Annotated in this window: 18 protein-coding genes; 14 read left to right on the top strand and 4 right to left on the bottom strand. The window is 61.2% G+C overall.

The window, feature by feature from the left end; translation table 11 throughout:
• The first annotated feature begins 11 nt into the window (after positions 1 to 11).
• From treZ to JQ845_RS08455, 10 genes are all read left to right on the top strand, one after another.
• The gene (gene treZ, locus JQ845_RS08500) at positions 12 to 1,823 is read left to right on the top strand and encodes a malto-oligosyltrehalose trehalohydrolase (protein WP_127196718.1); all 1,812 of its coding nucleotides are present in this window, start codon (positions 12 to 14) and stop codon (positions 1,821 to 1,823) included.
• A complete protein-coding gene (gene malQ, locus JQ845_RS08495; protein WP_203008875.1) occupies positions 1,816 to 3,897 on the top strand; it encodes a 4-alpha-glucanotransferase in 2,082 nt (693 codons plus the stop codon). Before treZ ends, malQ begins: the two co-directional genes overlap by 8 nt.
• Positions 3,894 to 6,662: a malto-oligosyltrehalose synthase gene (locus tag JQ845_RS08490; protein WP_203008874.1), complete on the top strand. Its 2,769-nt coding sequence runs from the start codon at positions 3,894 to 3,896 to the stop codon at positions 6,660 to 6,662. Before malQ ends, JQ845_RS08490 begins: the two co-directional genes overlap by 4 nt.
• 16 nt (positions 6,663 to 6,678) lie before the next feature.
• Entirely contained in the window at positions 6,679 to 6,930 is a 252-nt protein-coding gene (locus JQ845_RS08485; protein ID WP_010656096.1) for a DUF2934 domain-containing protein, read from the top strand.
• 165 nt (positions 6,931 to 7,095) lie between these two features.
• Positions 7,096 to 9,258, top strand: coding sequence for a glycogen debranching protein GlgX (glgX, locus tag JQ845_RS08480; protein WP_161719632.1), 2,163 nt, complete (start codon positions 7,096 to 7,098; stop codon positions 9,256 to 9,258).
• A gap of 2 nt (positions 9,259 to 9,260) precedes the next feature.
• Positions 9,261 to 10,262: an acyl-CoA dehydrogenase family protein gene (locus JQ845_RS08475; RefSeq protein ID WP_203008873.1), complete on the top strand. Its 1,002-nt coding sequence runs from the start codon at positions 9,261 to 9,263 to the stop codon at positions 10,260 to 10,262.
• A complete protein-coding gene (locus JQ845_RS08470; RefSeq protein WP_003447564.1) occupies positions 10,259 to 11,023 on the top strand; it encodes a PIG-L deacetylase family protein in 765 nt (254 codons plus the stop codon). The genes JQ845_RS08475 and JQ845_RS08470 overlap by 4 nt, the downstream gene beginning before the upstream one ends.
• A 3-nt stretch (positions 11,024 to 11,026) precedes the next feature.
• On the top strand, positions 11,027 to 11,626 hold the full coding sequence (locus JQ845_RS08465) for an SAM-dependent methyltransferase (RefSeq protein ID WP_010656099.1): 600 nt from the start codon (positions 11,027 to 11,029) through the stop codon (positions 11,624 to 11,626).
• Complete coding sequence (locus JQ845_RS08460) at positions 11,623 to 12,324, top strand: glycosyltransferase family 2 protein (RefSeq protein WP_010656100.1); 702 nt, start codon at positions 11,623 to 11,625, stop codon at positions 12,322 to 12,324. Before JQ845_RS08465 ends, JQ845_RS08460 begins: the two co-directional genes overlap by 4 nt.
• Positions 12,325 to 12,385: 61 nt before the next feature.
• A complete protein-coding gene (locus JQ845_RS08455) occupies positions 12,386 to 13,186 on the top strand; it encodes an endonuclease/exonuclease/phosphatase family protein (RefSeq protein WP_010656101.1) in 801 nt (266 codons plus the stop codon).
• Between the two features lie 234 nt (positions 13,187 to 13,420).
• On the opposite strand, the gene glgB is transcribed toward JQ845_RS08455, so the two are convergent.
• Genes glgB through JQ845_RS08440 form a run of 3 tightly spaced genes read right to left on the bottom strand, consistent with a single transcriptional unit; the run spans position 13,421 to position 21,051 of the window.
• Positions 13,421 to 15,646, bottom strand: coding sequence for a 1,4-alpha-glucan branching protein GlgB (gene glgB, locus JQ845_RS08450; protein WP_003447556.1), 2,226 nt, complete (start codon positions 15,644 to 15,646; stop codon positions 13,421 to 13,423).
• Positions 15,646 to 18,993, bottom strand: a complete 3,348-nt coding sequence (treS, locus tag JQ845_RS08445; RefSeq protein WP_203008872.1) for a maltose alpha-D-glucosyltransferase — start codon at positions 18,991 to 18,993, stop codon at positions 15,646 to 15,648. The genes glgB and treS overlap by 1 nt, the downstream gene beginning before the upstream one ends.
• A 60-nt stretch (positions 18,994 to 19,053) precedes the next feature.
• Positions 19,054 to 21,051 (bottom strand): alpha-1,4-glucan--maltose-1-phosphate maltosyltransferase, encoded by a 1,998-nt coding sequence (locus JQ845_RS08440; RefSeq protein WP_203008871.1) that lies wholly within the window; start codon positions 21,049 to 21,051, stop codon positions 19,054 to 19,056.
• A gap of 214 nt (positions 21,052 to 21,265) precedes the next feature.
• Between JQ845_RS08440 and JQ845_RS08435 the strand changes: the two genes are divergently transcribed.
• The 4 genes from JQ845_RS08435 to mapR all read left to right on the top strand — a co-directional run bounded on the left by JQ845_RS08435 (position 21,266) and on the right by mapR (position 25,033).
• Complete coding sequence (locus JQ845_RS08435) at positions 21,266 to 21,424, top strand: hypothetical protein (protein WP_203008870.1); 159 nt, start codon at positions 21,266 to 21,268, stop codon at positions 21,422 to 21,424.
• A gap of 157 nt (positions 21,425 to 21,581) precedes the next feature.
• Positions 21,582 to 21,818, top strand: coding sequence for a DUF3203 family protein (locus tag JQ845_RS08430; protein ID WP_003447543.1), 237 nt, complete (start codon positions 21,582 to 21,584; stop codon positions 21,816 to 21,818).
• A gap of 265 nt (positions 21,819 to 22,083) precedes the next feature.
• The gene (gene ccoG / locus JQ845_RS08425) at positions 22,084 to 23,505 is read left to right on the top strand and encodes a cytochrome c oxidase accessory protein CcoG (protein ID WP_003447541.1); all 1,422 of its coding nucleotides are present in this window, start codon (positions 22,084 to 22,086) and stop codon (positions 23,503 to 23,505) included.
• 118 nt (positions 23,506 to 23,623) lie between these two features.
• The gene (mapR, locus tag JQ845_RS08420; RefSeq protein ID WP_203008869.1) at positions 23,624 to 25,033 is read left to right on the top strand and encodes a GntR family transcriptional regulator MpaR; all 1,410 of its coding nucleotides are present in this window, start codon (positions 23,624 to 23,626) and stop codon (positions 25,031 to 25,033) included.
• A 277-nt stretch (positions 25,034 to 25,310) separates the two neighbouring features.
• Here the strand turns inward: mapR and JQ845_RS08415 are convergent, their stop codons facing one another.
• Entirely contained in the window at positions 25,311 to 25,721 is a 411-nt protein-coding gene (locus JQ845_RS08415; protein ID WP_127196726.1) for a PA0061/PA0062 family lipoprotein, read from the bottom strand.
• Positions 25,722 to 25,725 lie beyond the last annotated feature (4 nt).

The raw sequence follows: 25,725 nt of genomic DNA, 5'->3' as shown, positions 1-25,725 counted from the left end.
GGCCTTAGTCGATGCCTTCACAGACATTGCAAACCTGGCCCCATGGCGCCCACCTGCTGGACGCGCAACACACACGCTTCACCCTCTGGGCCCCGGATGCGCATTCGGTCAGCCTTGAGCTGGATAACGGCCGGTCGCTGCCAATGCCGGCCCGGGCGCAGGGCTGGTTTGTGCTGGATGCCCCCTGCCCCAAGGGCACCCGTTATCGCTACTGCATCAATGGCGAATTTACGGTGCCGGACCCGGCCTCCCGGGCGCAGGACGGCGGGCTCGAGGGTTACAGCGTGGTGCTCGACCCCAATGATTACCACTGGCGCAACCGCCACTGGCAAGGCCGGCCCTGGCATGAAGCGGTGATTTATGAACTGCATGTCGGCGTGCTCGGTGGCTATGCCGAAGTGGCCAAGCTGTTGCCGCGCCTGGCACAAATGGGCGTCACCGGCATCGAACTGATGCCTTTGGCGCAGTTCAGCGGCGAACGCAATTGGGGCTATGACGGCGCCCTGCTGTACGCGCCCCATGACACCTACGGCTCACCCCAGGCACTCAAGCAGTTGATTGACCAGGCCCATGGCCTGGGCCTGATGGTCATAGTGGACGTTGTCTACAACCATTTCGGGCCGCAAGGCAATTACTTGCCCACCTATGCCAACCCGTTTTTCAACGAGCAGGCCCACACCCCCTGGGGGGCCGGCATCAATTACGAACGCCGTGAGGTACGTGACTTTTTCATCGGCAACGCGCTGATGTGGTTGCTTGAATATCGCTGCGACGGGCTGCGCCTGGATGCAGTGCATGCAATCAATCACCCGGGGTTTATGCATGAACTGGCGCAGCATGTACGCCAGCGCGCAGGCCCGGAACGACAGCTGTGGCTGACCCTGGAAAACGAGGCCAATCAGGCCTTTCTCCTGGAAAAAGACTACGACGCACAGTGGAATGACGACGGGCACAACGTCTTGCATGTACTGCTGACGGCAGAAACCGACGCCTATTATTCCGAGTTTGTCGAAAACAACACCCAAAAGCTGGCTCGTTGCTTGAGTCAGGGCTTTGTCTTTCAAGGCCAGAACGATCGCCACGGCAATGCCCGGGGTGAATCCAGCAGCCATTTGCCGCCCACCGCCTTCGTCCTGTTCTTGCAAAATCACGATCAGGTCGGCAATCGCGCCCTGGGTGATCGCCTGCATCAGCTTTGCCCGCCCCAGGCCTTGCGCGCCGCGACCACCTTGCTGCTGTTATCGCCGATGATTCCGTTGCTGTTCATGGGCGAAGAAAGTGCAGCGCCCGAGCCCTTTCTGTTTTTCACCGACTACACCGGCGAACTGGCCCAGGCCGTCACCGAGGGCCGACGCAAGGAATTCGCCGACTTCAGCAGCTTCAACTCGATAAGCCAGGGGCCGGAAATTCCCGATCCCAACCTGTTATCGACCTTTAGCCATGCCCGCCCGTCATTGCCCGGGGTCGATGACGGGCAGCGCAACAACATGCTGGCGCTCTATCAAGAATTGCTGCGCATACGCCATCAATCGATCATTGCGCGCCTGCCCGGAACCCAATCCCTGGGGGCCCATGTACTGGCGGCAGGCGCCGTGGCCGCTCACTGGCGCATGGGCGACGGCAGCGTGCTGAACATCACCCTCAATCTGAGTTCCCGCGCGGTGCCCCACACCCCGGCGCCTGCTACCGAAATCTTGTTTCAAAGCCAGCCCCAAGTGGCCTCGCAACTGCACGAGCAGCATCTGCTGGCCCCCTATTGCGCGTTGGTCAGCCTGCTTGCCGCCCCCCGTCAATCGCCCCCACCGGAGAGCGCCCATGAGTGAAGCGCAACTTGAAATACTGGCCAGTCGTGCCGGCCTGGCCGTGGACTGGGTAGATGCCAACGGGACGCCCCAGCATGTACCGGCCCACGCACTGAGAGCGGTACTGGCCGGGCTCGGTCTGCCTGCCGATACGGCCGAAGCCATAGAAACCAGCCTGCTTAACCTGCAGCTGGAACAGCAAAACAAACACCTGCCGCCGCTGCTGACTGCCGACGTGGGTAAAAGCCTGAACCTGGCGCGGTATTTCAACCCCCATAGCCAATGCGTCATCCATCTGGAAACCGGCGGCACCCTGGACATTCAACTGGACGCCGACGCCTGGCTTCCCGGCATGATCGGGGTGGGTTATCACCGGGCCCAGGTCGAAGATCAGCACTTCATCCTCGCCGTAGCTCCGGCCCGGTGCTACAGCATGGCGGACGCGGTCAACAGTGCCACACCCCGGGCCTGGGGTTTGAGCACGCAACTGTACGCCCTGAAACGCCAGGGCGATGGCGGTTTTGGCGACACCCGGGCCCTGGCGCACTTTGCCCAGGCCGCCGGCGAGCGTGGCGCCGATGCCCTGGCGATCAGCCCGATGCACGCCATGTTCAGCTGCGACCCGTATCGCTACAGCCCCTACTCGCCCTCCAGCCGGCTGTTTCTCAACAGCCTGTACGCCGCCCCCGCCACTGTACTGGGTGAGGTCCCGGTGCAACGGGCCATCGAGACCTGCGGTCTTGCCCCCGAACTGCACCGGCTGGAGCAACTGCCGCTGATTGACTGGCCAGCGGCAACCCTGGCCAAACAAACCCTGCTGCGCCAGCTCTACGAAGACTTCCTGCTCGGTGAACAGCCGCTGCTGGACGACTTCCTGCAGTTTCGCGACGAAGGCGGTGAAGCCCTGGAAAACCACTGCCGGTTCGAAGCCCTGCAGGCGCAGCATGTGGCCGAGCAGCAAAGCCTGGACTGGCGGCAGTGGCCCGAACAGTGGCGCGATCCCGACAGCCCGGCACTGCTGATATTTGCCGAAGAACAAGCCCACAACATCGGCTATTACGCCTTTTGCCAGTGGCTGATTGCCCGGTGCCTGGCTCAGGCGCAAAAGGCCGCCCGCGACAGCGGCATGGCGGTTGGCCTGATCGCCGACCTCGCGGTGGGCGCCGATGGCGGCGGCAGCCAGGCCTGGTGCCGTCAGGATGAACTGCTGGCGCACCTCACCGTCGGTGCTCCACCGGACTTGCTCAATCGTCAGGGCCAGGGCTGGGGCATCTCCGCATTTTCCCCCGATGGCCTCAAGCGCAACGGCTTCCGCGCCTTTATCGAAATGCTGCGGGCCAACTTCGCCCACGCCGGCGGCTTGCGTATCGACCATGTAATGGGCCTGCAACGCCTGTGGGTCATCCCCCTGGGCGCCCCGGCCCATGAAGGGGCCTACCTGTACTACCCGCTCGAAGACATGCTGCGCTTGCTGGCGCTGGAATCCGTACGCCATCAAGCCATTGTCCTGGGCGAAGACCTGGGCACAGTGCCCGACGGCTTGCGCGAAAAACTCTGCGAGCGCTCGATTCTGGGCATGCGCGTGCTGTTGTTTGAACAGGATTACGGGGCCCATTTCCGGCCCATTCTGGACTGGCCGGATAACGCACTGGCCACCACCAGCACCCATGATCTGCCAACCCTCAATGGCTGGTGGCTGGAGCGCGACATCGACTGGAATGCCCGGCTGGGCATGGTGGATCAGGCAACCGAGGCCCACTGGCGGGAAAACCGCCAGCATGAACGTAATGGCCTGCACCGGGCGCTGAGTCAGGACCGGCAGAATTTTCTGGACGAATCCACCGGGGCCGACCAGGTGCTCGACGCCAGCGCCCGCTTCCTTGGACATACCCGCGCGCCGCTGGTGCTGCTGCCCATCGAAGATGCCCTGGGCCTGCAAGAACAGGCCAATCTGCCCGGGACCATCAGCAGCCACCCCAACTGGTGCCGACGCCTTCCCGCAGACTGCGACACCCTGCTTGATTCAGCAGACGTTGCCCGACGCCTGGAACTGCTCGCCTGCGCACGACTGCAAGCCCAGGAGCGCGATCAATGAACGGGCAGCCGCCACTGCCCGTGCGCGCGACCCAGCGCGTGCAATTGCATGCCGGTTTCACACTGGATGATGCGCGACTTCAGGTGCCCTACTTCGCGCGCCTGGGCATCAGCCATCTATATGCCTCGCCCTTGCTCACCGCCCGCGCAGGCTCGATGCATGGTTACGATGTGGTGGACCCGGCCCACGTCAGCCCGGCGCTGGGCGGCGAATCGGCGCTGCGGCGTCTGGTGGCCGAGCTGCGGGCCCACGACATGGGCCTGATCCTCGATATCGTGCCCAATCACATGGCCGTGGGCGGGTCTGACAATGCCTGGTGGCAAAACCTTCTGGCCTGGGGCCGGGCCAGCCCGTACGCCGAGTTTTTTGACATCCAGTGGCACTCCTCCGACCCCTTGCTAAAGGGTCAGCTGTTGCTGCCATTTCTGGGCAATGACTACGGTGCAAGCCTGCAAGAAGGCAGTATCCGTTTGCGCTTCAATGCCGACACGGGCGCTTTTCACGCAGAGTATGGCACCCATCATTTCCCCATTTGCCCGCTGCACTACGCCACCCTCCTCGGCAACAGCCCGCAGCAGTCCTTGCAGGTGCTGGCAGAGCAATTTTCGGCGCTTAAAGACAGTGACAGCCCCCGGGAACAGGCCCTGGCGCTGCAACAGCAACTGGCCGTATTCAGCCAGTCGCCCGGCGCTGATGACGCCATACAGCAGCTGTTGTCACAGTTCGATTCACGCCACGCCCAGGGTTTTGCCCGCCTGCACCAGTTGCTCGAGCGTCAGGCCTACCGACTGGCCAGCTGGCGCACTGCCGCCGACGACATCAACTGGCGCCGCTTCTTTGATGTCAACGAACTCGCGGGTTTGCGCGTTGAGCGCTCCAGGGTCTTCGATGCCACCCACGGCAAAATATTCCAGCTGATTGAACAGGGCCTGGTGGACGGGCTGCGCATCGATCACATTGACGGCCTGGCCAACCCGCGCGGGTATTGCCGCAAATTGCGCCGCCGGGTAGATAGCCTGAGCCCGGGCCGGCATATACCCATCTATGTCGAAAAGATCCTCGCCATGGACGAGCTGCTGCCCGGCGACTGGTGTGTCGACGGCACCACCGGCTATGAATTCATGGATCAGGTGTCACTGCTTCAGCATCAACCTGAGGGTGAGCAACCCCTGGCGCAGTTATGGTCCGGCCTTAGCCAGCGACCAGCCGACTTTCACGCCGAAGCCTTGCTGGCACGCCAACAGATCCTCAACGGTTCCCTTGCCGGTGATTTTTCAAGCGTGGCCCAGGCATTGCTGGACGTTGCCCGCGACGACATCATGAGCCGCGACCTGACCCTGGGCGCCATACGCCGGGCTCTGGAAGCGCTGGTGATGCATTTTCCGGTGTACCGCATCTATATCGGCGCGAACGGCCGCAGCGCGGCCGATGAGGTCTTCTTTGAACAGGCAATGGCTGGCGCCCGGGAACAGCTGGGTGAAGCCGACTGGCCCGTGCTGGACAATTTGCAACAGTGGCTGGGGGGCGCTGCCTGGCGCAACTGGCCTGCAGGCCTTTCACGCAAACGCCTCAAGCATGCCTGTGTGCGTTTTCAGCAACTGACCTCGCCCACTGCCGCCAAAGCCGTGGAAGACACGGCGCTCTATCGCTATGGACGATTGTTGTCGCGCAACGATGTCGGCTTCAGTACCGAACGTATCAGTGCCCCGAGCGAAGACTTTCACCGCGTCTGCGAGCAGCGTTCAAAGCACTTCCCGGACAACCTGCTGGCCACCGCCAGCCATGATCACAAGCGCGGCGAAGACAGCCGCGCGCGCCTTGCCGTACTCAGTGAGCGCAGTGCCTGGTACGTGCAGTGCGTGCAGCGCTGGCAACCCCTGGCACAGGCACTGCGGGCAGATGCCAGTGGCCCGACGCCCGGCGATGAGTTGATCCTGTATCAAATCATCCTCAGTACCTGGCCGCTGGATCTGCGGCTTGACGATGCTCCGGGCCTGCAGCAATACCACGACAGAATCTGGCAGTGGCAACTCAAGGCCTTGCGCGAAGCCAAGCTCGAGAGCCAGTGGGACGCCCCTGACGAAGCCTATGAGCAAGGGGTCAAAACCTTTGTTGCCCGACTGCTGCTGCAACCGGCCGGGCTCGCTTTACGCACCGAACTGTTTCAGGCCTGTGAAGACATCGCCAGTGCCGGGGCCGTCAACGGGCTGGCGCAATGTCTGTTGAAACTGACCACCCCCGGGGTTCCCGACATCTATCAGGGCACCGACCTCTGGGACCTGAGCCTGGTGGACCCGGACAACCGCCGGCCCGTGGACTTCGAACAGCGCCAGCAACTGCTTGCCAGCCCTTTGAGTGAAGACCAGCTGCTGCAGCAGTGGCGCAGTGGTGCGATCAAACAGGCATTGATTGCCCGCACCCTGCATCTGCGCGCGCGCCACCCGCAGCTGTTCAGTCGCGGCAGCTATATCCCGCTGACGGTAAGCGGTCCGCGGGCCACCCAAGTACTCGCATTTGCCCGTCGCTGGCAGGATCAACTGGCGGTGATCGTGGTGCCACGCTTGAGCGCCGCCGACCTGCAAAAACAGGCGCCCGTCTTTAGTTCAAAGTCCATTTGGGCAGATACCTGCATCGATTTACCGTTTGACGGATTAAACCTCAAATTAAAGGGACTTTTTGAAACACCGGTAGTCACTAAAAGTAAGACGCTGCGGGTCTGCGATGCTCTCGATACCTTCCCCGTCAATCTCATGATCAACCCTTGAGTTCAGGAGCTTTGCGATGAGTAACAACGAAAAACGCATCCGTGAGTTTGCTTACCAGATCTGGGAATCCGAAGGCCAGCCCGAGGGCCAGGAAGCCCGGCATTGGGAGATGGCGCACAAACTGGCGCAGGCCGAAGCACTCGCCCCGTCCCAGTCCGAACCTCGCAAGGCCCGGGCCAAACCAGACCCTGGCGCGGCCGCCAGACCGGCTGCGAAAGAGCCCGTGGCGAAAAAGCCCAAGGCAACCCGCAAGCCGGCAAAACCCTAACCCGGTTTTTGCAGTGCGCAGACCTGTCTGCGCACTGAATCTTTGATCAGATTTTTAGCAGGCCAGTAATGCCTGACGGCAAAGCTATGCCCTGAAAACACGGTGCCTTCGCCAGTCGCGCTGCGAATTAACGTTCAGGATTTAACCCATTACCCAGGAGCAGTCATGACCAAGCCCAAGTCGCCCCCCCCTGCAACTCCGGACGTTGAACCCTCGCGCATTCGTGAAGGCCTGCCCTTTCCGCTCGGCGCCACCTGGGACGGGCTGGGGGTCAACTTTGCATTGTTTTCAGCCAACGCCACCAAAGTCGAACTGTGCCTGTTCGATCCCAGCGGCGAAATCGAGCTTGAGCGCATTGAACTGCCCGAGTACACCGACGAAACCTTCCACGGCTACTTGCCCGATGCCCACCCGGGGCAAATCTACGGCTACCGTGTCTATGGCCCCTATGACCCGGAAAATGGCCACCGCTTCAATCACCACAAACTCTTGATCGATCCCTATGCCAAACAATTGGTCGGCGAGCTTAAATGGTCTGAAGCGCTGTTTGGCTACACCATCGGCCATCCCGACGCCGACCTGAGTTTCGACGAACGTGACAGCGCGCCCTTCGTGCCCAAATGCAAAGTGATAGACCCCGCCCACACCTGGGGCCACGACCATCGGGTGCAAGTGCCCTGGGACCGTACGATTTTCTACGAAACCCATGTTCGCGGGATCAGCATGCGCCATCCGGCGGTACCCGAAGATGTGCGCGGCACCTTTGCCGGGCTGATGGTTGACGAAGTGATCGAGCACATCCGCAAGCTGGGGGTCACCAGCGTCGAACTGCTGCCGGTGCATGCGTTCGTCAACGACCAGCACTTGCTGCAAAAAGGCATGACCAACTACTGGGGCTACAACAGCATCGCGTTTTTTGCCCCCGACCCGCGCTACCTGGCCAGCGGCAAAATCGCCGAATTCAAGGAGATGGTCGCGCACCTGCACGAGGCCGGTCTGGAAGTCATTCTCGACGTGGTCTACAACCACACCGCCGAAGGCAACGAGCAAGGCCCCACCCTGTCGATGCGCGGGATCGACAACGCCTCCTACTACCGGCTGATGCCCGATGACAATCGCTACTACATCAATGATTCCGGCACCGGCAACACCCTGGACCTGAGCCACCCCTGCGTGCTGCAGATGGTCACCGACTCGTTGCGGTACTGGGCCCATGAAATGCACGTGGACGGTTTTCGCTTCGATCTGGCGACCATTCTGGGGCGTTATCACGAAGGCTTCAGCGAGCGGCACAGCTTCCTGGTGGCCTGCCGTCAGGACCCGTTGCTGCGTCAGGTGAAGATGATTGCCGAACCCTGGGACTGCGGCCCCGGGGGCTATCAAGTGGGCGGTTTCCCGCCGGGCTGGGCGGAGTGGAACGACCGCTTTCGCGATACCGTACGGGCCTTCTGGAAGGGCGATGAGGGCCAACTGGCCGATTTCGCCGCGCGCATGACCGCTTCCGGCGAGCTGTTCAATCAGCGTGGGCGCAGGCCCTATGCCTCGGTCAACTTCATTACCGCCCACGACGGTTTCACCCTGCACGATCTGGTGTCCTACAACGACAAGCACAACGAGGCCAACGACGAGGACAACCAGGACGGCAGCAACAACAACCTGTCCTGGAACCACGGGGCTGAAGGCCCTGTCGACGATCCCGAAATCAACGGCCTGCGCCTGCGCCAGATGCGCAACTTCTTTGCCACCCTGCTGCTGGCCCAGGGCACACCCATGATCGTCGCCGGTGACGAATTCGCCCGTACCCAGCACGGAAATAACAACGCCTATTGCCAGGACAGCGAAATTGGCTGGATCAACTGGGACCTGGACGAAGACGGCAAGTCGCTGCTCAAGTTCGTCAAGCGCCTGATCAAACTGCGCATGAGCTATCCGATCCTGCGTCGCAACCTGTTTCTGGTCGGCCACTACAACGAAGAACTGGGGGTCAAGGACGTGACCTGGCTGGCCGCCGACGGCAATGAAATGAGTATCGAGCAGTGGCAGGACGCCAATGGCCGCAGTCTGGGCATGCTTCTGGACGGCCGGGCCCGGGTCTCGGGGGTACAACGGGCCGGGGCCGACGCCACACTGCTGATTGCCGTCAACGCGCACCATGACGGGGTCGATTTCACCCTGCCCGAAGTGCCCGAGGGCACCGGCTGGATTTGTAAATTCGACACCTTCGACCCGGACATCAAGGGCCAGGAGGTCTTGGCATTCAACAGCACCTATTGCGTCAATGGACGTTCGATGGCGCTGTTCGAGCTGATGCGTGAACAAGGGACCTGAACATGGATCTGCACGCATTTTTTGAAATCCACGCGCCGCGCCTGGACACCCCTCAGGCGTTGGGCGATTGCCTGCGGCAAATGGTGCAGGCCGGCCTCGATCAACTGCCGATGCCGGGCAGCGGCCAGACCCTGGAGCGCTGGCAGCGACTGGGGCGGGTCGCCGGCCAGGACCTGGGCCTGTGCAAGCTTTATGAAGGCCATACCGATGCCCTGGCCACCCTCCACGAACTGGGTGCCCCCCGGCCTGCACCGGGCAGTACCTGGGGATTGTGGGCGGCAGAACCGCCGGATGCCCGGGTCGATGTGCATTTGGTCGATGGCCAGGCCATCCTCACCGGCCGCAAGGCCTGGTGTTCGGGCGCGGCGGTGGTCAGTCATGGCCTGCTCACCGCACGGGATGAGCAAGGCGCGGTGCAACTGGTCGCGGTGGACATGCACCAGCCACACATCAGCGTCTCGTCACACGGCTGGGAAGCGGTTGGCATGCGCGCCACCGCCAGTGTCGAGGTGACCTTCGAGCAGGCGCCCGCCACCTGCATCGGCCGCCCCGGCGACTACTTGCAGCGCCCGGGTTTCTGGCACGGCGCCATCGGTATCGCCGCCTGCTGGCACGCTGCAGCCAGCCGGCTGGGCAGTTACTTGCAACAGCACTGCAGCCAGCGCGAAGAGCCCCACGCCCTGGCCCATCTGGGCGCGGTGAATGCTGCGCTGTACAGCGCCTCCTGCGTTCTGCGCGAGTGCGCCCGGCGGGTCGATGAGAGCCCAGAGGCCGACGCGCAACTGCTGGCACGTCAGGCCCGGGCGCACATTGAAGCCTGCGCCGAACAGGTGATTCAGCATGTAGGCCGGGCACTGGGCGCAGGCCCTTATTGCCAGAATCCGCACTTTGCCCGGCTCAGCGCCGACCTGCCGGTGTACCTGCGCCAAAGCCATGCCGAACGCGACCTGCAAGCCCTGGGCAAACTGGTGGCGCTGCAACCTGACACCTGGTGGCCACTATGAAAACCAATCTGATCGTAGGGGCCGGTACCTCGCTGGAGCACTGGAGCGAATCCCGGCGCCTGGCCGGGTTGCCGGAAATACAGCTGTCGGACCTGGTACCCGAAGGCGCCCGCGCGGTGATCATTGCCCCGCACCCGGATGACGAAATACTGGGCAGCGGTGGCTTGCTGCAAATGATCGGCGCGTCCGGCCGTGAGTTGCTGCTTATCTCGGTCACCGACGGCACTGCCAGCCACCCGGGGTCAACCCGATGGCCCGCGCAGCAGCTGGGCGCGTTGCGCGTTCAGGAGTCCGAAGAAGCGCTGCGCCGCCTGGGGCTCGCGCTACCCCAGTGGCAATGGCTACGAGCAGGGTTTGAGGACAGTCAGGTCGCCACCCGGGAGGCCGCGGTGGCAGTGTTTATCGAGCAGCAGTTACGCCCCGGTGATGTGCTGTTCGCGACCTGGCGCGAGGACGGCCACAGCGATCACGATGCGGTCGGCCGCGCCAGCAGCACCGCCGCCAAAGCGGTGGGCGCGACCCTGCATGAGCTGCCGATCTGGACCTGGCACTGGGCCCGCGATGACGATGCCCGGGTGCCTTGGGCCCGCGCGTACAAAATCAACCTCAGCCCCAGTGCCATGGCGCGTAAACGCTATGCGGCCAGTGCGTTCAGCAGTCAGTTGCAGGACGACCCGAGTACCGGCTCAGGCCCGATTTTGCCGGCCCTGGCACTCGAGCGCCTGCTGCGCCCCTACGAAATAGTCTTTGTACAGGAGTGAAACATGGGTGTTTCCACGGCTTTTTTTGATCAGCTGTATGAGCAGAACCCGGACCCGTGGGCTTTTCGCGAGCGCTGGTACGAACAGCGCAAACGCGCACTGACCCTGGCCAGCTTGCCGCGTCAGCATTATGGGTCGATCTATGAGTTGGGCTGTGCCAATGGCGAGTTAAGTGCAGGCCTGGCCCAGCGCACTGACCGCCTGTTGTGTTGCGACGCAGCCGCCAGGGCGGTCGAACTGGCACAGCAACGCCTGAGCCACTGCCCGAACGTTGAAGTTCGCCAGAGCCGGTTACCGGCCGATTGGGCCAGTGGCCGTTTTGACCTGATCGTACTCAGTGAACTGGGCTACTACCTGGATGCCAACGAGTTGCAGTCCATGATTGAGCGGATCGCGGGCAGCCTTGCAGAGCAGGGACAGGTACTGGCCTGTCACTGGCGCCCGGCCATCGAGGGCTGCGCCCTGACCGGGGATCAAGTGCATGGCCTGCTGCATGCCGGCCTGGGGCTGAGCCGGCTCGCGCAGCACCTGGAAGATGATTTTGTACTTGAAGTCTGGGGCCTCGACCCTATGTCAGTGGCAAGCCAGGAGGGCCTGCGATGATCGGCATTCTGATACCTGCTCACAACGAGCAAGATCTGCTCGCGCAATGCCTGCAAGCTGCGCTCACGGCAGCCCGGCACCCCGAACTCAACGGCGAGGCGGTCAAGGTGACGCTGGTGCTCGACAGTTGCAGCGATGGTTCGGCAGACATAGCCGCCAAGTACGACATCAAGGTGCTGCACATCAAGGCCCGCAATGTCGGAGTCGCCCGGGGCACCGGTGCGCAGTGGCTGCTTGAGCAGGGGGCGCGATGGATCTCCTGCACCGACGCAGACAGCCTGGTAGCCGATGACTGGCTGGTGGCGCAACTGGCGCTCAATACCGATGCCGTATGCGGCACCGTGCGGATCGATGACTGGGGCCCCCTGGTCGATGCCCCTGCCCGCGCCCGATATCTGGCGGCCTATGAGGCCCGGGACGGGCATCGGCACATTCATGGCGCCAACCTGGGCTTCAGTGCCCGGGCATATCGCGATGCTGGAGGTTTTCAGCCGTTGGCGTGCCATGAAGATGTGCATCTGGTGAAGCGGCTGCAGGCCAGTGGTGCCTCCATCGCCTGGAGCCACCGGCCCAGGGTGACCACCAGTGCCCGGCTGGACTGTCGCGCCAGGGGTGGCTTCGGCGATTACCTGAAGTCACTGCTGATCGCCCCGGCAGCTGATCAACATCAACCGGACCCACGGCCCGGTGCGCTATAAATAGCCTGTGTTGAACGGCCAGGCTCGCACCGGGTCGGACCCTGACAACCCAGGAGAAACCATGACCCTTGATATTGCCGGTAACGACATTGAGTCACCCGCCCCGGGCGCAGTGCCTGATGTACACCGAATGAAGGTGCTCACGGTCAACATGCACAAGGGCTTCACCGCCTTCAATCGCCGTTTCATCCTGCCCGAACTGCGCGACGCCGTACGCAGTACATCGGCCGACCTGGTTTTTCTGCAGGAAGTGCTGGGCGAACATGAGAAGCACGCATCGCGCTACGATGCCTGGCCACAGGTATCGCAATATGAATTCCTGGCTGACAGCATGTGGACCGACTACGCCTACGGGCGCAATGCGGTATACCCCGACGGTCATCACGGCAATGCGGTGTTGTCCAAGTACCCGATCAAGTCATACCGCAACCTCGATGTATCCATCACCGGCCCGGAACGGCGTGGCCTGCTGCACTGCGTGCTGGATGTCCCGGGGCACGAGAACGTGCATGCGATATGCGTCCACTTGAGCCTGCTGGAAAGCCACAGACAGTTGCAGATCGTGCTGCTTAATCAGTTGCTCAAGTCCTTGCCGCCTGACGATCCGGTGATCATTGCCGGTGATTTCAATGACTGGAAAGAGCAAGGCAATGCCATGCTTTCCCAGCGTGACGACCTGCACGAAGTATTTGAACGTCACCACGGCAAACTGGCCAGGACCTACCCGGCGCGCTGGCCGCTGCTGCGTCTGGACCGGATTTACCTGCGCAATGCCTCCAGTCACCACCCGACCATCCTGGGCCACAAACCGTGGCCCCATCTATCGGATCACCTGCCGTTGGCGGTGGAAGTGCATCTGTGAACAATCGTTGGTAGCGGCAGTTGCCGAAGGCTGCGCCCGGTTGCCCTGGGACCGTCACACTTGTGGGGCCTTTCACCGGTAGTCGCTGACGAGGCTGCGATGGACTGCGTAGCAGGCCCCGCAACTGAAGGGCCTGCTGCCCCTTGTCGCAGCCTCGTTGCTCGTCAGCGACTACCCGGGAAAATCTGCCCCGGCAGGCTGAAAAGGAAAAGCACCGGGGCATACCACCAGGCATCACGTCGGCTGTAAAATCAGAACCCCCAGCGGCGGCAGATTCAATGCCAGCGAAACCTCCTGACCATGACTTGGCAAGGCCTGGGTCATCACTCCCCCGCCATTGCCATAGTTGGAACCGGCATAAGTATCCGCATCACTGTTGAGCACCTCTTGCCAGGTACCGGAAAACGGCACGCCAATGCGATATCCCGGACGAGGCACCGGGGTGAAGTTGGCGACCACCAGCAGCGGTTTGCCCGCCTTGCTCCAGCGCAGCCAGGCATAGACACTGTTGGTCGCATCATCCCCGATCAGCCATTGAAAGCCTTGCGCCACATCGTCCTGGTCATGCAGCGCCGGTTCTTCGCGGTACAGGCGATTCAAATCACCCACCAGCTTCTGCACCCCCTGGTGGTCATGGTATTGCAGCAAGTACCAGTCCAGTTGCTGATCGTGGTTCCACTCGCGCCACTGTCCGAACTCACAGCCCATAAACAGCAACTTCTTGCCCGGATGCGCCCACATAAAACTCAGATAGGCCCGCAGGTTGGCGAATTTTTGCCAGCGATCCCCGGGCATCTTGTCGATCAGTGAATGCTTGCCGTGCACCACTTCATCGTGGGAAATCGGCAGGATGAAGCGCTCGCTCCAGGCGTACACCAGGCCAAAGCTCAACTCGTTGTGATGATGGGCACGGTACATCGGGTCCTGCTGGATGTAGTGCAGCGAATCATGCATCCAGCCCATGTTCCATTTGTAGGCAAAACCCAGACCGCCCTGCTGGGTACTCTGACTGACCCCCGGCCACGCGGTGGACTCTTCGGCAATCATCAGGGCGCCGGGGGCCTCCAGGGCCACCACGTCGTTGAGATGGCGCAAGAACTCAATGGCTTCGAGGTTTTCCCGGCCCCCATGAATGTTCGGCACCCACTCGCCCGCTTTGCGCGAGTAATCGCGATACAGCATCGAGGCCACCGCATCCACCCGCAGGCCGTCGATATGGAAATGCTTGAGCCAGTGCAACGCCGAGGCCAGCATGAAGCCATGGACTTCGGTGCGCCCCAGGTTGTAGATCAAGGTGTTCCAGTCCTGGTGATAGCCCTCCAGCGGGTTGGCATATTCATACAGCGCCGTGCCGTCAAATTGCGCCAGGCCATGGGTATCGTTGGGAAAATGCGCGGGCACCCAGTCCAGAATCACCCCGATCCCGGCCACATGACAGGCATTGACGAAGGCTGCGAAATCATCCGGCGAACCGTATCGGGCACTCGGCGCAAACTGGGACAAGGGCTGATAGCCCCACGAACCGCCAAACGGGTGTTCCATGATCGGCATCAGCTCGATATGGGTGAACCCCAGTTTCTGTACGTAAGGGATCAGGCGCTCTGCCAGTTCATGCCAGTTATACAGGCGCGCAACTTCGCCGATATCATCGACCTCGCACTGCCAGGAGCCGGCGTGCAATTCATAAATGGACAATGGCGCGTCCGGCTTCTGATGTTCAGCGCGACTCTGCATCCAGGCCGCGTCCTGCCAGTCCACCTGCAGCGGCGAGGCCACCCGGGAGGCCGTATCGGGCGGCAACTGGGTGGCCAGCGCCACCGGATCAGCCTTGAGCGGCAAGATACCGTTGGCCCCAAGAATTTCGTACTTGTAGGCTTCACCGGGCGCAAGACGCGGAATAAACAGCTCCCAGACCCCGCTTGGATGGCGCAGGCGCATGGGGTGCCTGCGGCCATCCCAGATATTGAAATCCCCCACCACCGACACTCGCCGCGCATTCGGCGCCCACACCGCAAAACGCACACCGGGAACGCCATCGACGCTCATGACCTGGGCGCCGAAACAACTGCTCAAGTCCCGGTGATTACCCTCTGCAAACAGATACAGGTCCATTTCCCCCAGCAAAGGCCCAAAGCTGTAAGGATCTTCACTGGTCTGCTCGCCACCGGCCCAACTGATACATAGCCGATAGCCGCGGACATCGGCAAAATGCCCGGCAAACAGGCCCGGGACCTCGCTGCTGTCCAGCGTGCCAATCACCTCGTCCGAGTCGCGGGCCACTACCTTGACGCTCAGGGCACCGGGCAAAAATGCCCGTATCACTTGCCCGCCCACACCGTCCGGGTGCGGCCCCAACACCGCAAAAGGGTCCCGGTGCCGAGTGTTGATCAGTGCTTCGATGTCGTCGCGCGCGGGCAGCACAGCCATTTTCCCCGGGCCAGGAACCTTGTTTGAACTCATCACTTCTCTCCATCCGGTAAAGGCTTGGCCGTACTTGGCAAGTGGGTGAGCAAATCGCTTAAACCCTGCAAGGGAACCCGCAACCAGGCAGGCCGATTTGCCGCTTCATAGATAATTTCATAGGCCGCCTTTTCCAGACTGAACAGCGCCAGTGCGGCATCCTCGCCCCCGGCCACTTTCCAGTCATGGGCAAGGCTAGCTGTTGCTTGCCGGTATGCATCGACCAATGCTGTCCGGGCTTCTTGCAAATAGCGTTCAACCACCCGTTGCCGTGCATCGTCAGCCTGATCCGAGTGATCCGACTGTTGCACGTTGCTGACCGCCATGGCCGCTGCGTAATCGAAGGAGCGCAATAACCCGCTCAGGTCTTTATAGGGGCTGTGCTTGCTGCGCCGGGCTGACAGCGGGCGCGCAGGCTCACCTTCAAAGTCGATGAAGTAGGCATCGCCCTTGACCACCAGCACCTGCCCCAGATGCAGGTCGCCATGCACCCGGATCTTCAGGCCACCCTGGGTTCTCTTGGCCAGTTGCTGGACATGGGCGGTGATCGCGCCTTGTTGCGCCAGCAGTTTTTTCACCTGTTTTTGCTCAGGCTCGCCAAGCTCGGGCAGATGTTGTTTGAGCAGTTTCAAGGCCTGCTTCAATTGCCCGTTGATATGGCTTGCCCACTGCCGGGTATCGGCCTCGGACGTGGTCTGAGGGGCAAAGTCAGGGTTGTCGCTGGCTTGCGCCAGCACCCCGTGCATCTCCCCCAGACGCTGGCCGAGCAAACCGGCAAAATCTGCCAGTTCGACCAGGGCGTTGTAATGCTGTTCGTGCTCGGACATGGCGTCGGCCATTTCGTCGCGAATGGCCCGTTCCAGGTTGTTCTGGGTCCAGGTCCAGGCATCGCCCTGGTTACTCAAATAGCCCTGGGCAATCATCAGCAAGGTCTCTTCGCCCCCGGTTCCATGGCGCACCACTGCCCCCAGCAACGGAGAAATATGCTGATACCCGGCCTCGGTCAGGTAGGCACCCAGCTCCAGCTCCGGATGCTGGCCACTGCTGATTTTGCGGATCAGCTTAAGCACCATGGCGCCGCCGATCACCACCGAGCTATTTGATTGTTCGGCCGTGAGATAACGCACTTCACTCTGTTCGTTGAGCCCCAGGGCCGCCAGCTGCGCGGTCGCGGTAAAACTGATAGTACCGGCGCTGCTGCTGATTTTCTCGCCGCTTTGCATGCCCGCCAGTACGGCCCTGACAAAGGCTTCAAGAGCAAAAGCATCGGTCATGAAACCGACCTGAGGGCCACGCCGCAGCCGCGACAGTACCGATTGCTGGGCCAACGTGCTGCTTGCCTGATCCTCGCCCAATACCCCAAGGGGCACTTGATAATGGTGTTGTTCGCCGCCGCTGGTGACTTGTACCTCGGTCAGCAACATGGGGTGCAAGGCATCGCCAAAACGGGTGCCGTGGAGAATTTTGACCTGCTCGACCGGTGCATTTTTTTGCCCGAACCAGCGGCGTTTGGGTAACCACGCCGGCAGGATCACGTTTTCCAGAGTGGTCCGCGGCGGGGTATCGAGCAACTCTTCAAGGCGCTGTTTGAGCACCAGGGTCAGCAGTTCGGGCAGGCTTTGCGCCGGTTCTGCGTGCCAGCTCGGCATCTGATTCTCGGTAGCCAGCAAAAACCAGTAAAAACCGTAGGGCGCCAGGGTCAGCATGAAGTCCATCTGGCCAATGGGCGGAAAGGCATTGCCCCCCAGCATCTCCACCGGTACCCGCCCGGCGAATTCGGACAGCTCCAGCTCTGCCGCCTGGGCGCTGCGCGACACGTTGGCCACGCAGAGGATAGTTTCAGTCTTGCCGTCGCCGTCGGTGTATTCGCGAATGTACGCCAGAATCCGCCGGTTGCTGGGGGACAGCATTTTCAAGGTGCCGCGACCAAAGGCTTGTTGCTGCTGGCGCACGGAGAGCAGGCGCCGGGTCCAGTTGAGCAATGAATGCGGATCGCCGGATTGGGCCTCAACGTTCACCGATTGATAGCCATACAGCGGATCCATGATCGGCGGCAACACCAGGCTCGCCGGGTTGGCCCGCGAGAATCCGCCGTTTCGGTCAATCGACCACTGCATCGGCGTACGCACCCCGTCGCGGTCGCCGAGGTAAATATTGTCCCCCATGCCAATTTCATCGCCGTAATACAGGGTCGGCGTGCCCGGCATCGATAACAACAGGCTGTTGAGCAGCTCGATGCGCCGGCGATCACGTTCCATCAACGGCGCCAGACGCCGACGAATCCCCAGGTTAATCCGCGCCCGCTTGTCGGCGGCGTAGTAGTTCCACAGGTAATCGCGTTCCTTGTCGGTGACCATTTCCAGGGTCAACTCATCATGGTTGCGCAGGAAAATCGCCCATTGGCAATTCGCCGGAATTTCCGGGGTCTGGCGCAGGATATCGGTGATCGGGAAGCGGTCTTCCTGGGCCAGGGCCATGTACATGCGCGGCATCAACGGAAAGTGGAAGGCCATGTGGCACTCATCACCATTGATGCCATCGCTGTCGCCAAAATACTGCTGGGTGTCTTCGGGCCATTGATTGGCCTCTGCCAGCAGCATGCGGTCGGGGTAATGGGCATCGATTTCGGCGCGGATCTGCTTGAGGATCTGATGGGTCTCGGGCAGGTTTTCGTTATTGGTGCCATCGCGCTCGATCAGGTACGGAATGGCATCCAGGCGCAGGCCGTCGATGCCCATGTCCAGCCAGTAGCGCATCACCGCCAGCACTTCTTTCATCACCTGCGGGTTGTCGAAATTCAGGTCCGGCTGGTGGGAGTAAAAGCGGTGCCAGAAGTACTGGCCGGCGACCGGGTCCCAGGTCCAGTTCGAGGTTTCGGTGTCGAGAAAAATGATCCGGGTGCCGTCGTATTTTTCATCGGTATCCGACCACACGTAGTAATCCCGAGCCCTGGAGCCAGCCTTGGCACGGCGGGCCTTTTGAAACCAGGGATGCTGATCCGAGGTGTGGTTGATCACCAGTTCAGTGATTACCCGCAGACCGCGCTTGTGGGCCTGGGCGATAAAGCGTTTGACGTCGGCCAGGGTGCCGTAGTCCGGATGCACGCCTCGATAATCGGCAATATCGTAGCCATCATCGCGCCGCGGCGAGGGATAGAACGGCAGCAGCCACAGGGTGTTGACCCCCAGCTCGGCGATGTAATCCAGCTTGCTTATCAGGCCGGGAAAGTCGCCGATACCGTCGTTATTGGAATCGAAAAATGACTTGATATGCACCTGGTAGATCACCGCGTCCTTGTACCAGAGCGGGTCCTTGATAAAGCTGGCCGATGCGGGTTGGTTTGCCATAAGGGAAATACCTGCTGATTCGGTTGCCCGGGGCCAGTGAAGCCGCCCGGCAAGAGGGGCTTAAAGGGGTTTGATCCGCCAGATGCCGAACGGCTGAAGCCAGGGCTCGATGCGCATCCATTGGGTTTTGCCATACCAGGTCCATCGATGGCCGTTCATCAAATCTTCCCCCGAGGTCCAGGCGTCATCGGCCAGGCCCATTTCCCACAACGGCAACTCGAAATGAGCTTCCTGGGCGTTATGGGGATCGAGACTGATAGCCACCAGCACAAAATTGCTGCCATCGGCGCTGCGTTTGCCGAAGTACAAAATGTTGTCATTCCAGGCGTTGTACAGGGTCAGGCCCAGGTGGCTGTGCAAGGCCGGGTTCTGGCGGCGGATGCGATTGAGCTGGGCAATTTCGGCCACGATATTGCCCGGCGCACTGAAATCACGGGGGCGGATCTGATACTTCTCCGAGTCCAGATATTCCTCTTTGCCCGGCACCGCCGCCGACTCGCAAAGCTCGAAGCCGCTGTACATGCCCCACAGGCCCGAGCCCATGGTTGCCAACGCGGCCCTGATCAAAAAGCCGGGGCGCCCCGAGTCATGCAAGAAGCCGGGGTTGATGTCCGGGGTATTGACGAAGAAGTTGGGCCGGAAGCACTCCCGCAACGGGCTTTGATTCAGCTCAGTGAAATAGGCTGCCAGCTCGGCCTTGGTGTTGCGCCAGGTGAAATAGGTGTAGCTCTGGGTGTAACCGACCTTGCCCAGGCGCGCCATCATGGCCGGGGTGGTGAACGCCTCGGCGAGGAACATCACCTCGGGGTTCTGGGCACGTACATCCGCGATCAGCCATTGCCAGAACGGCAGAGGCTTGGTGTGCGGGTTGTCGACGCGGAAGATTTTTACCCCCTCGTCCACCCAGCCCAGCACGATGTCGCGCAACTCCAGCCACAGGCCGGGAATCGCATCCGGGGCATAGAAATCGACATTGACGATGTCCTGATACTTTTTCGGCGGGTTTTCCGCGTAGCGAATGCTGCCGTCGGGGCGCCAGTTAAACCATCCGGGGTGCTGTTTGAGCCACGGGTGGTCCTGAGAACACTGAATGGCAAAATCCAGAGCGATTTCCAGGCCGTGGTCCGCGGCAGCGGCCACCAGGCGCCGGAAGTCGTCACGGCTGCCCAGTTGCGGATGGATCGCGTCATGCCCTCCCTCTTCGCTGCCGATGGCATAGGGGCTGCCCGGATCGTCCGGCCCGGCCTGCAACGCGTTATTGGGGCCCTTGCGATGTCGGCGGCCAATGGGATGGATCGGCGGGAAATACAGCACGTCAAAGCCCATGTCGTGAATCATCGGCAGGCGCTGGTGTACATCATTGAAAGTGCCGTGGCGTGCAGGATCGTCAGTGACCGAACGGGGGAACAGCTCGTACCAGCTGGCGAACTGCGCCAATGGCCGTTCAACCTCCACCGGGTACTCGGGGCTCAGGCTCAAATACGCGTGGTTTTGTGCCTCGGCCATCAATTGCGCACTGTGTTCGTGCATGAACAGCGCCACTTGCTCGGTCTCCAGCAGACCAGACAGTTGCCCGAGCAACGCCTGCAACTGTTCGCGCCGTTCACCCTGACTGAGCTCGATGGCGTGCTGTACCAGAATCCGCCCTTCCTGCAACTCCAGACTGACGGCAATGCCTGCCTGATGCTTTTTCTCCAGCTCATGGCAAAAGCTGGCATAGCGATCAATCCAGGCCTCGATGCAAAACAGATAGCGCCCCACTTCGGGCACCGGGAACTGTGCGTTCCAGCTGTCATTGCCTAAAAAATGCATAGGCGTTGCCGACCAGTGCGCGGAACTGGCCAGACGCCAGTGCAGCATGACTGCCAGCTGCTCGTGACCGTCAACAAACACTTTGCTGAGCACGTCGACCTGCTGCCCCGCAGTCGCCTTGACCGCGAACTCACCGTTTTCGAGCACCGGGGACGTGGCTTCAATAACAATGCGCGGCAACAGCAATGCCTGGGATAACGGCAACGTCACAGTGGAATCAGGGTCTTGCGGGAAATCAGCAGTCATCGAGCAGCACTCCTCACGCCCGCAGACGTTTATGGGTGGTCGTATCAAAGCCATTCCCGGCATCGATCACCGGGCACCTGGTTGGGAGCGGGGGAAAGAATTAAAAGTTCAGACTAATTGCCGATACTCCGTTGGTCATTGGCCGGGGAACCGAGCGGCCTTCAATGAGGTCGACCGGCTGTAATCCTTTCCATGCAGCAATGAGGCCATGTCCATGAATATCCCCATTCCCGCAGAAACCCCCGATCCCAATATTGACGACCCGGTGTTACCGCCCGGTGATGCCGAGCCGGTTCCGGAAGAGGATCCGCCGCTCAAGGACCCCAACCCGATTGGCGATCCTCCCTGCGAAGATGCGCCGATGAGAATCTGATGCCCGTCTTGAGCGCTGTTTGACCTGCCCGGTCGCTGACGGTTGCGATCGGGGGCGCAGCGGGCACAACCCGCAGCCAATGACCGCCAATCCATTCGATCGAACCCGGCCGGTTTTCCACGCACTAACCTTTAACCCCCATAAAAGGACCATGCTGATGACTATCACAATCGATGCCGACAAAAGCTGCTGGTATGAATCACCCGAAGGCTCGGAGCACTCCCCGGCCGAGCGGGTAGAAGTCATCACAGACCACGCCTCGAGAATGTGCATGGCGCTGATGAACGGCCTGCGCATTGCCATTACCTCGGACGAGGCCGAAGCCCTGGTCGCGGCGGGCGCCAAGGACAGCCGCGAGTTGCTGCGGGCCGGGGGCAGTGAGTCAATTATCTGAAGCTGCAGGACTGATGAGCCCCAGCATGGGCTCATCCTGGGTGATTCGGTGATTTAATTGACCCCGATCAGGATTACCCGCCGGCGCCTGGGTTAAAGGCGCCCGGCCCCTGCTGCACGTGGCCGCGACCAGGGTGCAGCAAGTTGTCGCAGGTCACCCTGAAAACTCATCTGATCCGGTTTTTAATAAAATAACTGAGTCTGTTATGCAAACAGTTCGCAGGGGATAGTGCTCAGGCCTGATGGAGGCTGATGAGCGAAAGACCATGAGCGAACAAATTCCCGTCCAGATACTTGAAACATTCGAGGCTTCGCGACCCCGGGCCGCAAAAAACAAAAGCCGCTCCAGCGACAACTTGATCCACACCCGCAGTTTCACCGGTCTGTTCCGAACCTTGCGCATAGTCGGTGCCGGCTTTCTGTTTTTGCTGTTCTTTGGCACGGTCTGGCTCAATTGGGACGGTCGACAAGCCGTCCTCTGGGACCTGTCCGAAAGCAAGTTCCATATTTTCGGGGCGACGTTCTGGCCGCAGGATTTCATCCTGTTGTCGGCGTTGCTGATCATTGCCGCCTTCGGCCTGTTTGCGATCACGGTATTCGCTGGCCGGGTGTGGTGTGGTTACACCTGCCCGCAAAGTACCTGGACCTGGCTGTTTATGTGGTGCGAGAAGATCACCGAAGGTGACAGGAATCAGCGCATAAAACTCCAGGCTGCACCCTGGCGCCTGAACAAGATCCTGCGCCGCACTGCCAAGCACGCGCTGTGGATGGCAATCAGCGTGATGACGGCGCTGACCTTTGTCGGTTATTTCACCCCGATCCGACCCCTAGCCACTGAGCTGCTGACCCTGGAAATGGCCGGCATCAGTCTGTTCTGGGTGCTGTTTTTCACCGGCGCCACCTATATCAATGCCGGCTGGCTGCGGGAGGCGGTGTGCATGCACATGTGCCCTTACGCGCGGTTCCAGAGCGTGATGTTCGACAAGGACACCCTCGCCATTTCCTATGACGTGAACCGTGGCGAAAGCCGCGGCCCGCGCAAACGCGGGGTCGAACCGGCGCAGGCAGGTCTGGGCGATTGCATCGACTGCCAGATGTGCGTGCAGGTCTGCCCCACCGGCATCGACATTCGCGATGGCCTGCAGATGGAATGCATCGGCTGCGCGGCCTGTATCGACGCCTGCGATACGGTGATGGACAAAATGGGCTACGCCCGCGGGCTGGTGCGCTACACCTCCGAACACCAGTTACAGGGCGGCACCACCCATTTGCTGCGCCCGCGCCTGATTGGCTACGCAGCGGTGCTGGTGCTGATGATCGGGGCCCTGGTGGTGGCGCTTGACCAGCGCTCAATGGTGTCACTGGATGTAATCAAGGACCGGGGGCTGTTTCGCGAAAACAGTCAGGGCCAGATCGAGAACATCTACAGCCTCAAAATCATCAACAAGACCCAGGAGCCGCAGCATTACCGGGTATCGCTGCAAGACAACCAGGACTTCCGCCTGCAGGGCAAGACCGAGCTGACCCTGGCCCCCGGCGAAATTGTCGATGTGCCGGTATCTGTCGCGCTGTTGGCCGAACGCCCGAAAAGCAGTTCGCAAACCATCGGGTTTGTGGTCACCGACACAGATCAACCGAGCGTACGCAGTGTGGCCAAGAGCCGTTTTGTGGCACCGTTGAATCGATAAACGATAAATCCCTGTGGCAGCGGGCGTGCTCGCGATAGCATCAGCACGGTCAATCAGACTGACCGGAGTGAGCCATCGCGAGCACGCTCGCTCCTGCAGGATTAGCCGAGCCTTATTAATGAAACGCTACGAAAAATTCGCCGACGATATTGCTGAACTGATTCGCAGCGGGGTGCTCGGCCCCGGCCAGCGCGTGCCTTCGGTACGTTATGCCAGCCAGACCTACGGGGTTAGCCCCTCCACCGTGTTTCAAGCCTATTACCTGCTGGAACGCCGTGGCCTGATCCGGGCCAAGCCGCGTTCCGGCTACTTCGTCAATGTGCATGCGCCGAGTCCGTTTTCCGAGCCGGTATTCAGCAGCCATGTAACCGAGTCCACCGAAGTGGATGTCAGTGCTCTGGTGTTCTCGGTGCTGGACTCGATGAAAGACCCGCACACCGTGCCCTTCGGTTCGGCGTTCCCCAGCCCGACCTTATTCCCGCTACAGCGGCTGGCCCGCTCCATGGCCACCGCCAGCCGTGAAATGGACCCGCGCATGGTGGTCACCGACATGTCCCCGGGCAACCCGCAACTGCGGCGCCAGATTGCCCTGAGGTATATGGTCGGGGGGCTGATGCTGCCCATGGAAGAGCTGCTGATCACCAATGGTGCCCTGGAAGCCTTGAACCTGTGCCTGCAGGCCGTCACCGAGCCCGGCGACCTGGTGGCCATCGAAGCGCCGGCGTTCTATGCCTGCCTGCAAGTGCTGGAGCGGCTCAAACTCAAAGCCGTGGAAATCCCGGTGCATCCCCGTGACGGCATCGACCTGGGGGTGCTGGCGCAAATCCTGGAGCGCCATCCGATCAAGGCGGTGTGGTGCATGACCAGTTTTCAGAACCCGATTGGCGCGACCATGCCCGAGGCCAAAAAACAGGCGCTGGTGGAACTGTTGCGCGGCCACCAGGTGCCGTTGATTGAAGATGACGTGTACGCCGAGTTGTATTACGGCCAGCACGCGCCCAAACCGGCCAAGGCCTTTGATAGCGAAGGGTTGGTGATGCATTGCGGCTCATTTGCCAAAAGCCTGGCCCCGGGCTATCGCATCGGCTGGGTGGCGGCGGGTCGATATGCGCAGAAAATAGAGCGTCTCAAACTGATGACCTCGCTGTGCGCCTCGATGCCGGCCCAGGCCGCGATTGCCGACTACCTGCAACATGGCGGCTACGATCGCCACCTGCGCAAACTGCGCTATGCCCTGGAAGAACAACAGAGCGCGATGCTGGCGGCGATAGCTCGCTACTTCCCGGCGCAAACCCGGGTCAGCCAGCCGTCGGGCGGGTATTTTCTGTGGCTGGAACTGCCCGAGCAAATGGACTCTCTCAAGTTGTTCCAGATGGCCTTGGCCCAAGGCATCAGCATTGCCCCGGGGCCCATTTTTTCGGCCACCCAGCGCTTTCGCAACTGCATCCGCCTGAACTACGGCAGCCCGTGGAACGAAGCCAGTGAAAAGGCCATGGAGACCCTGGGCAAGATCGTCCGCTCATTCTAAAGCCCCCGAAACACCTGTAGGAGCGAGCTTGCTCGCGAGCTTTTCGGCGAAAATCGCAACAGCTCGCGAGACAAGCTCGCTCCTACAGGTGTGCGGGGTGTCAGTGAAATCGTATCCCGCAGTACAAGAGCTTTTCGGCGCGACTCGCAACGGCTCGCGAGCAAGCTCGCTCCTACAGGTGTTGCGGGGTGTCAGTGAAATCGTATCCCGCAATACACGAGCTTTTCGGCGAAAATCGCAACAGCTCGCTCCTGCAGAGGCTGTGGGTCCGGGGATCTCAGCCCGGCATGCAGGTGAAGTCCGCGGTGTGCGCCACTTCCTTGCCGTGGGAGTCCACCAGCGTCGCGCTGACTTCAGGCCCCAGGCTCGACTCGATCAGTTGGTAACGCTCTCCGGCCTTGAATTGCCGGTAATTGACCCTGCCCTGGCAATCGACCTGGTTTTCATCACCGGTGGCCCCCTCAAACAAGGTCACGTCCAGCCGGTGAGCGCCAGGGGTGACTTCAAAATAGCGACCATCATTGATGTTCTTGCCGTCTACCCGCTCGGCCATCAGGTCACTGTTGCCCTCTTCCTTAAGACCGATCCAGGCTTCACCCGGGTCTTGTTTGGGCATCGGTCCGGCACAGGCCGACAGCAACAACACCAGGCCCAGGGACGGAACCAGCAACAGCGGTTTAAGAGTCATCGCA

The sequence above is a fragment of the Pseudomonas paraversuta genome (assembly GCF_904063065.1).
GTDB lineage: Bacteria > Pseudomonadota > Gammaproteobacteria > Pseudomonadales > Pseudomonadaceae > Aquipseudomonas > Aquipseudomonas paraversuta.
The sequence above is the reverse complement of the archived record's forward strand: the minus strand, read 5'-3'. Positions and strand labels throughout refer to the sequence as shown.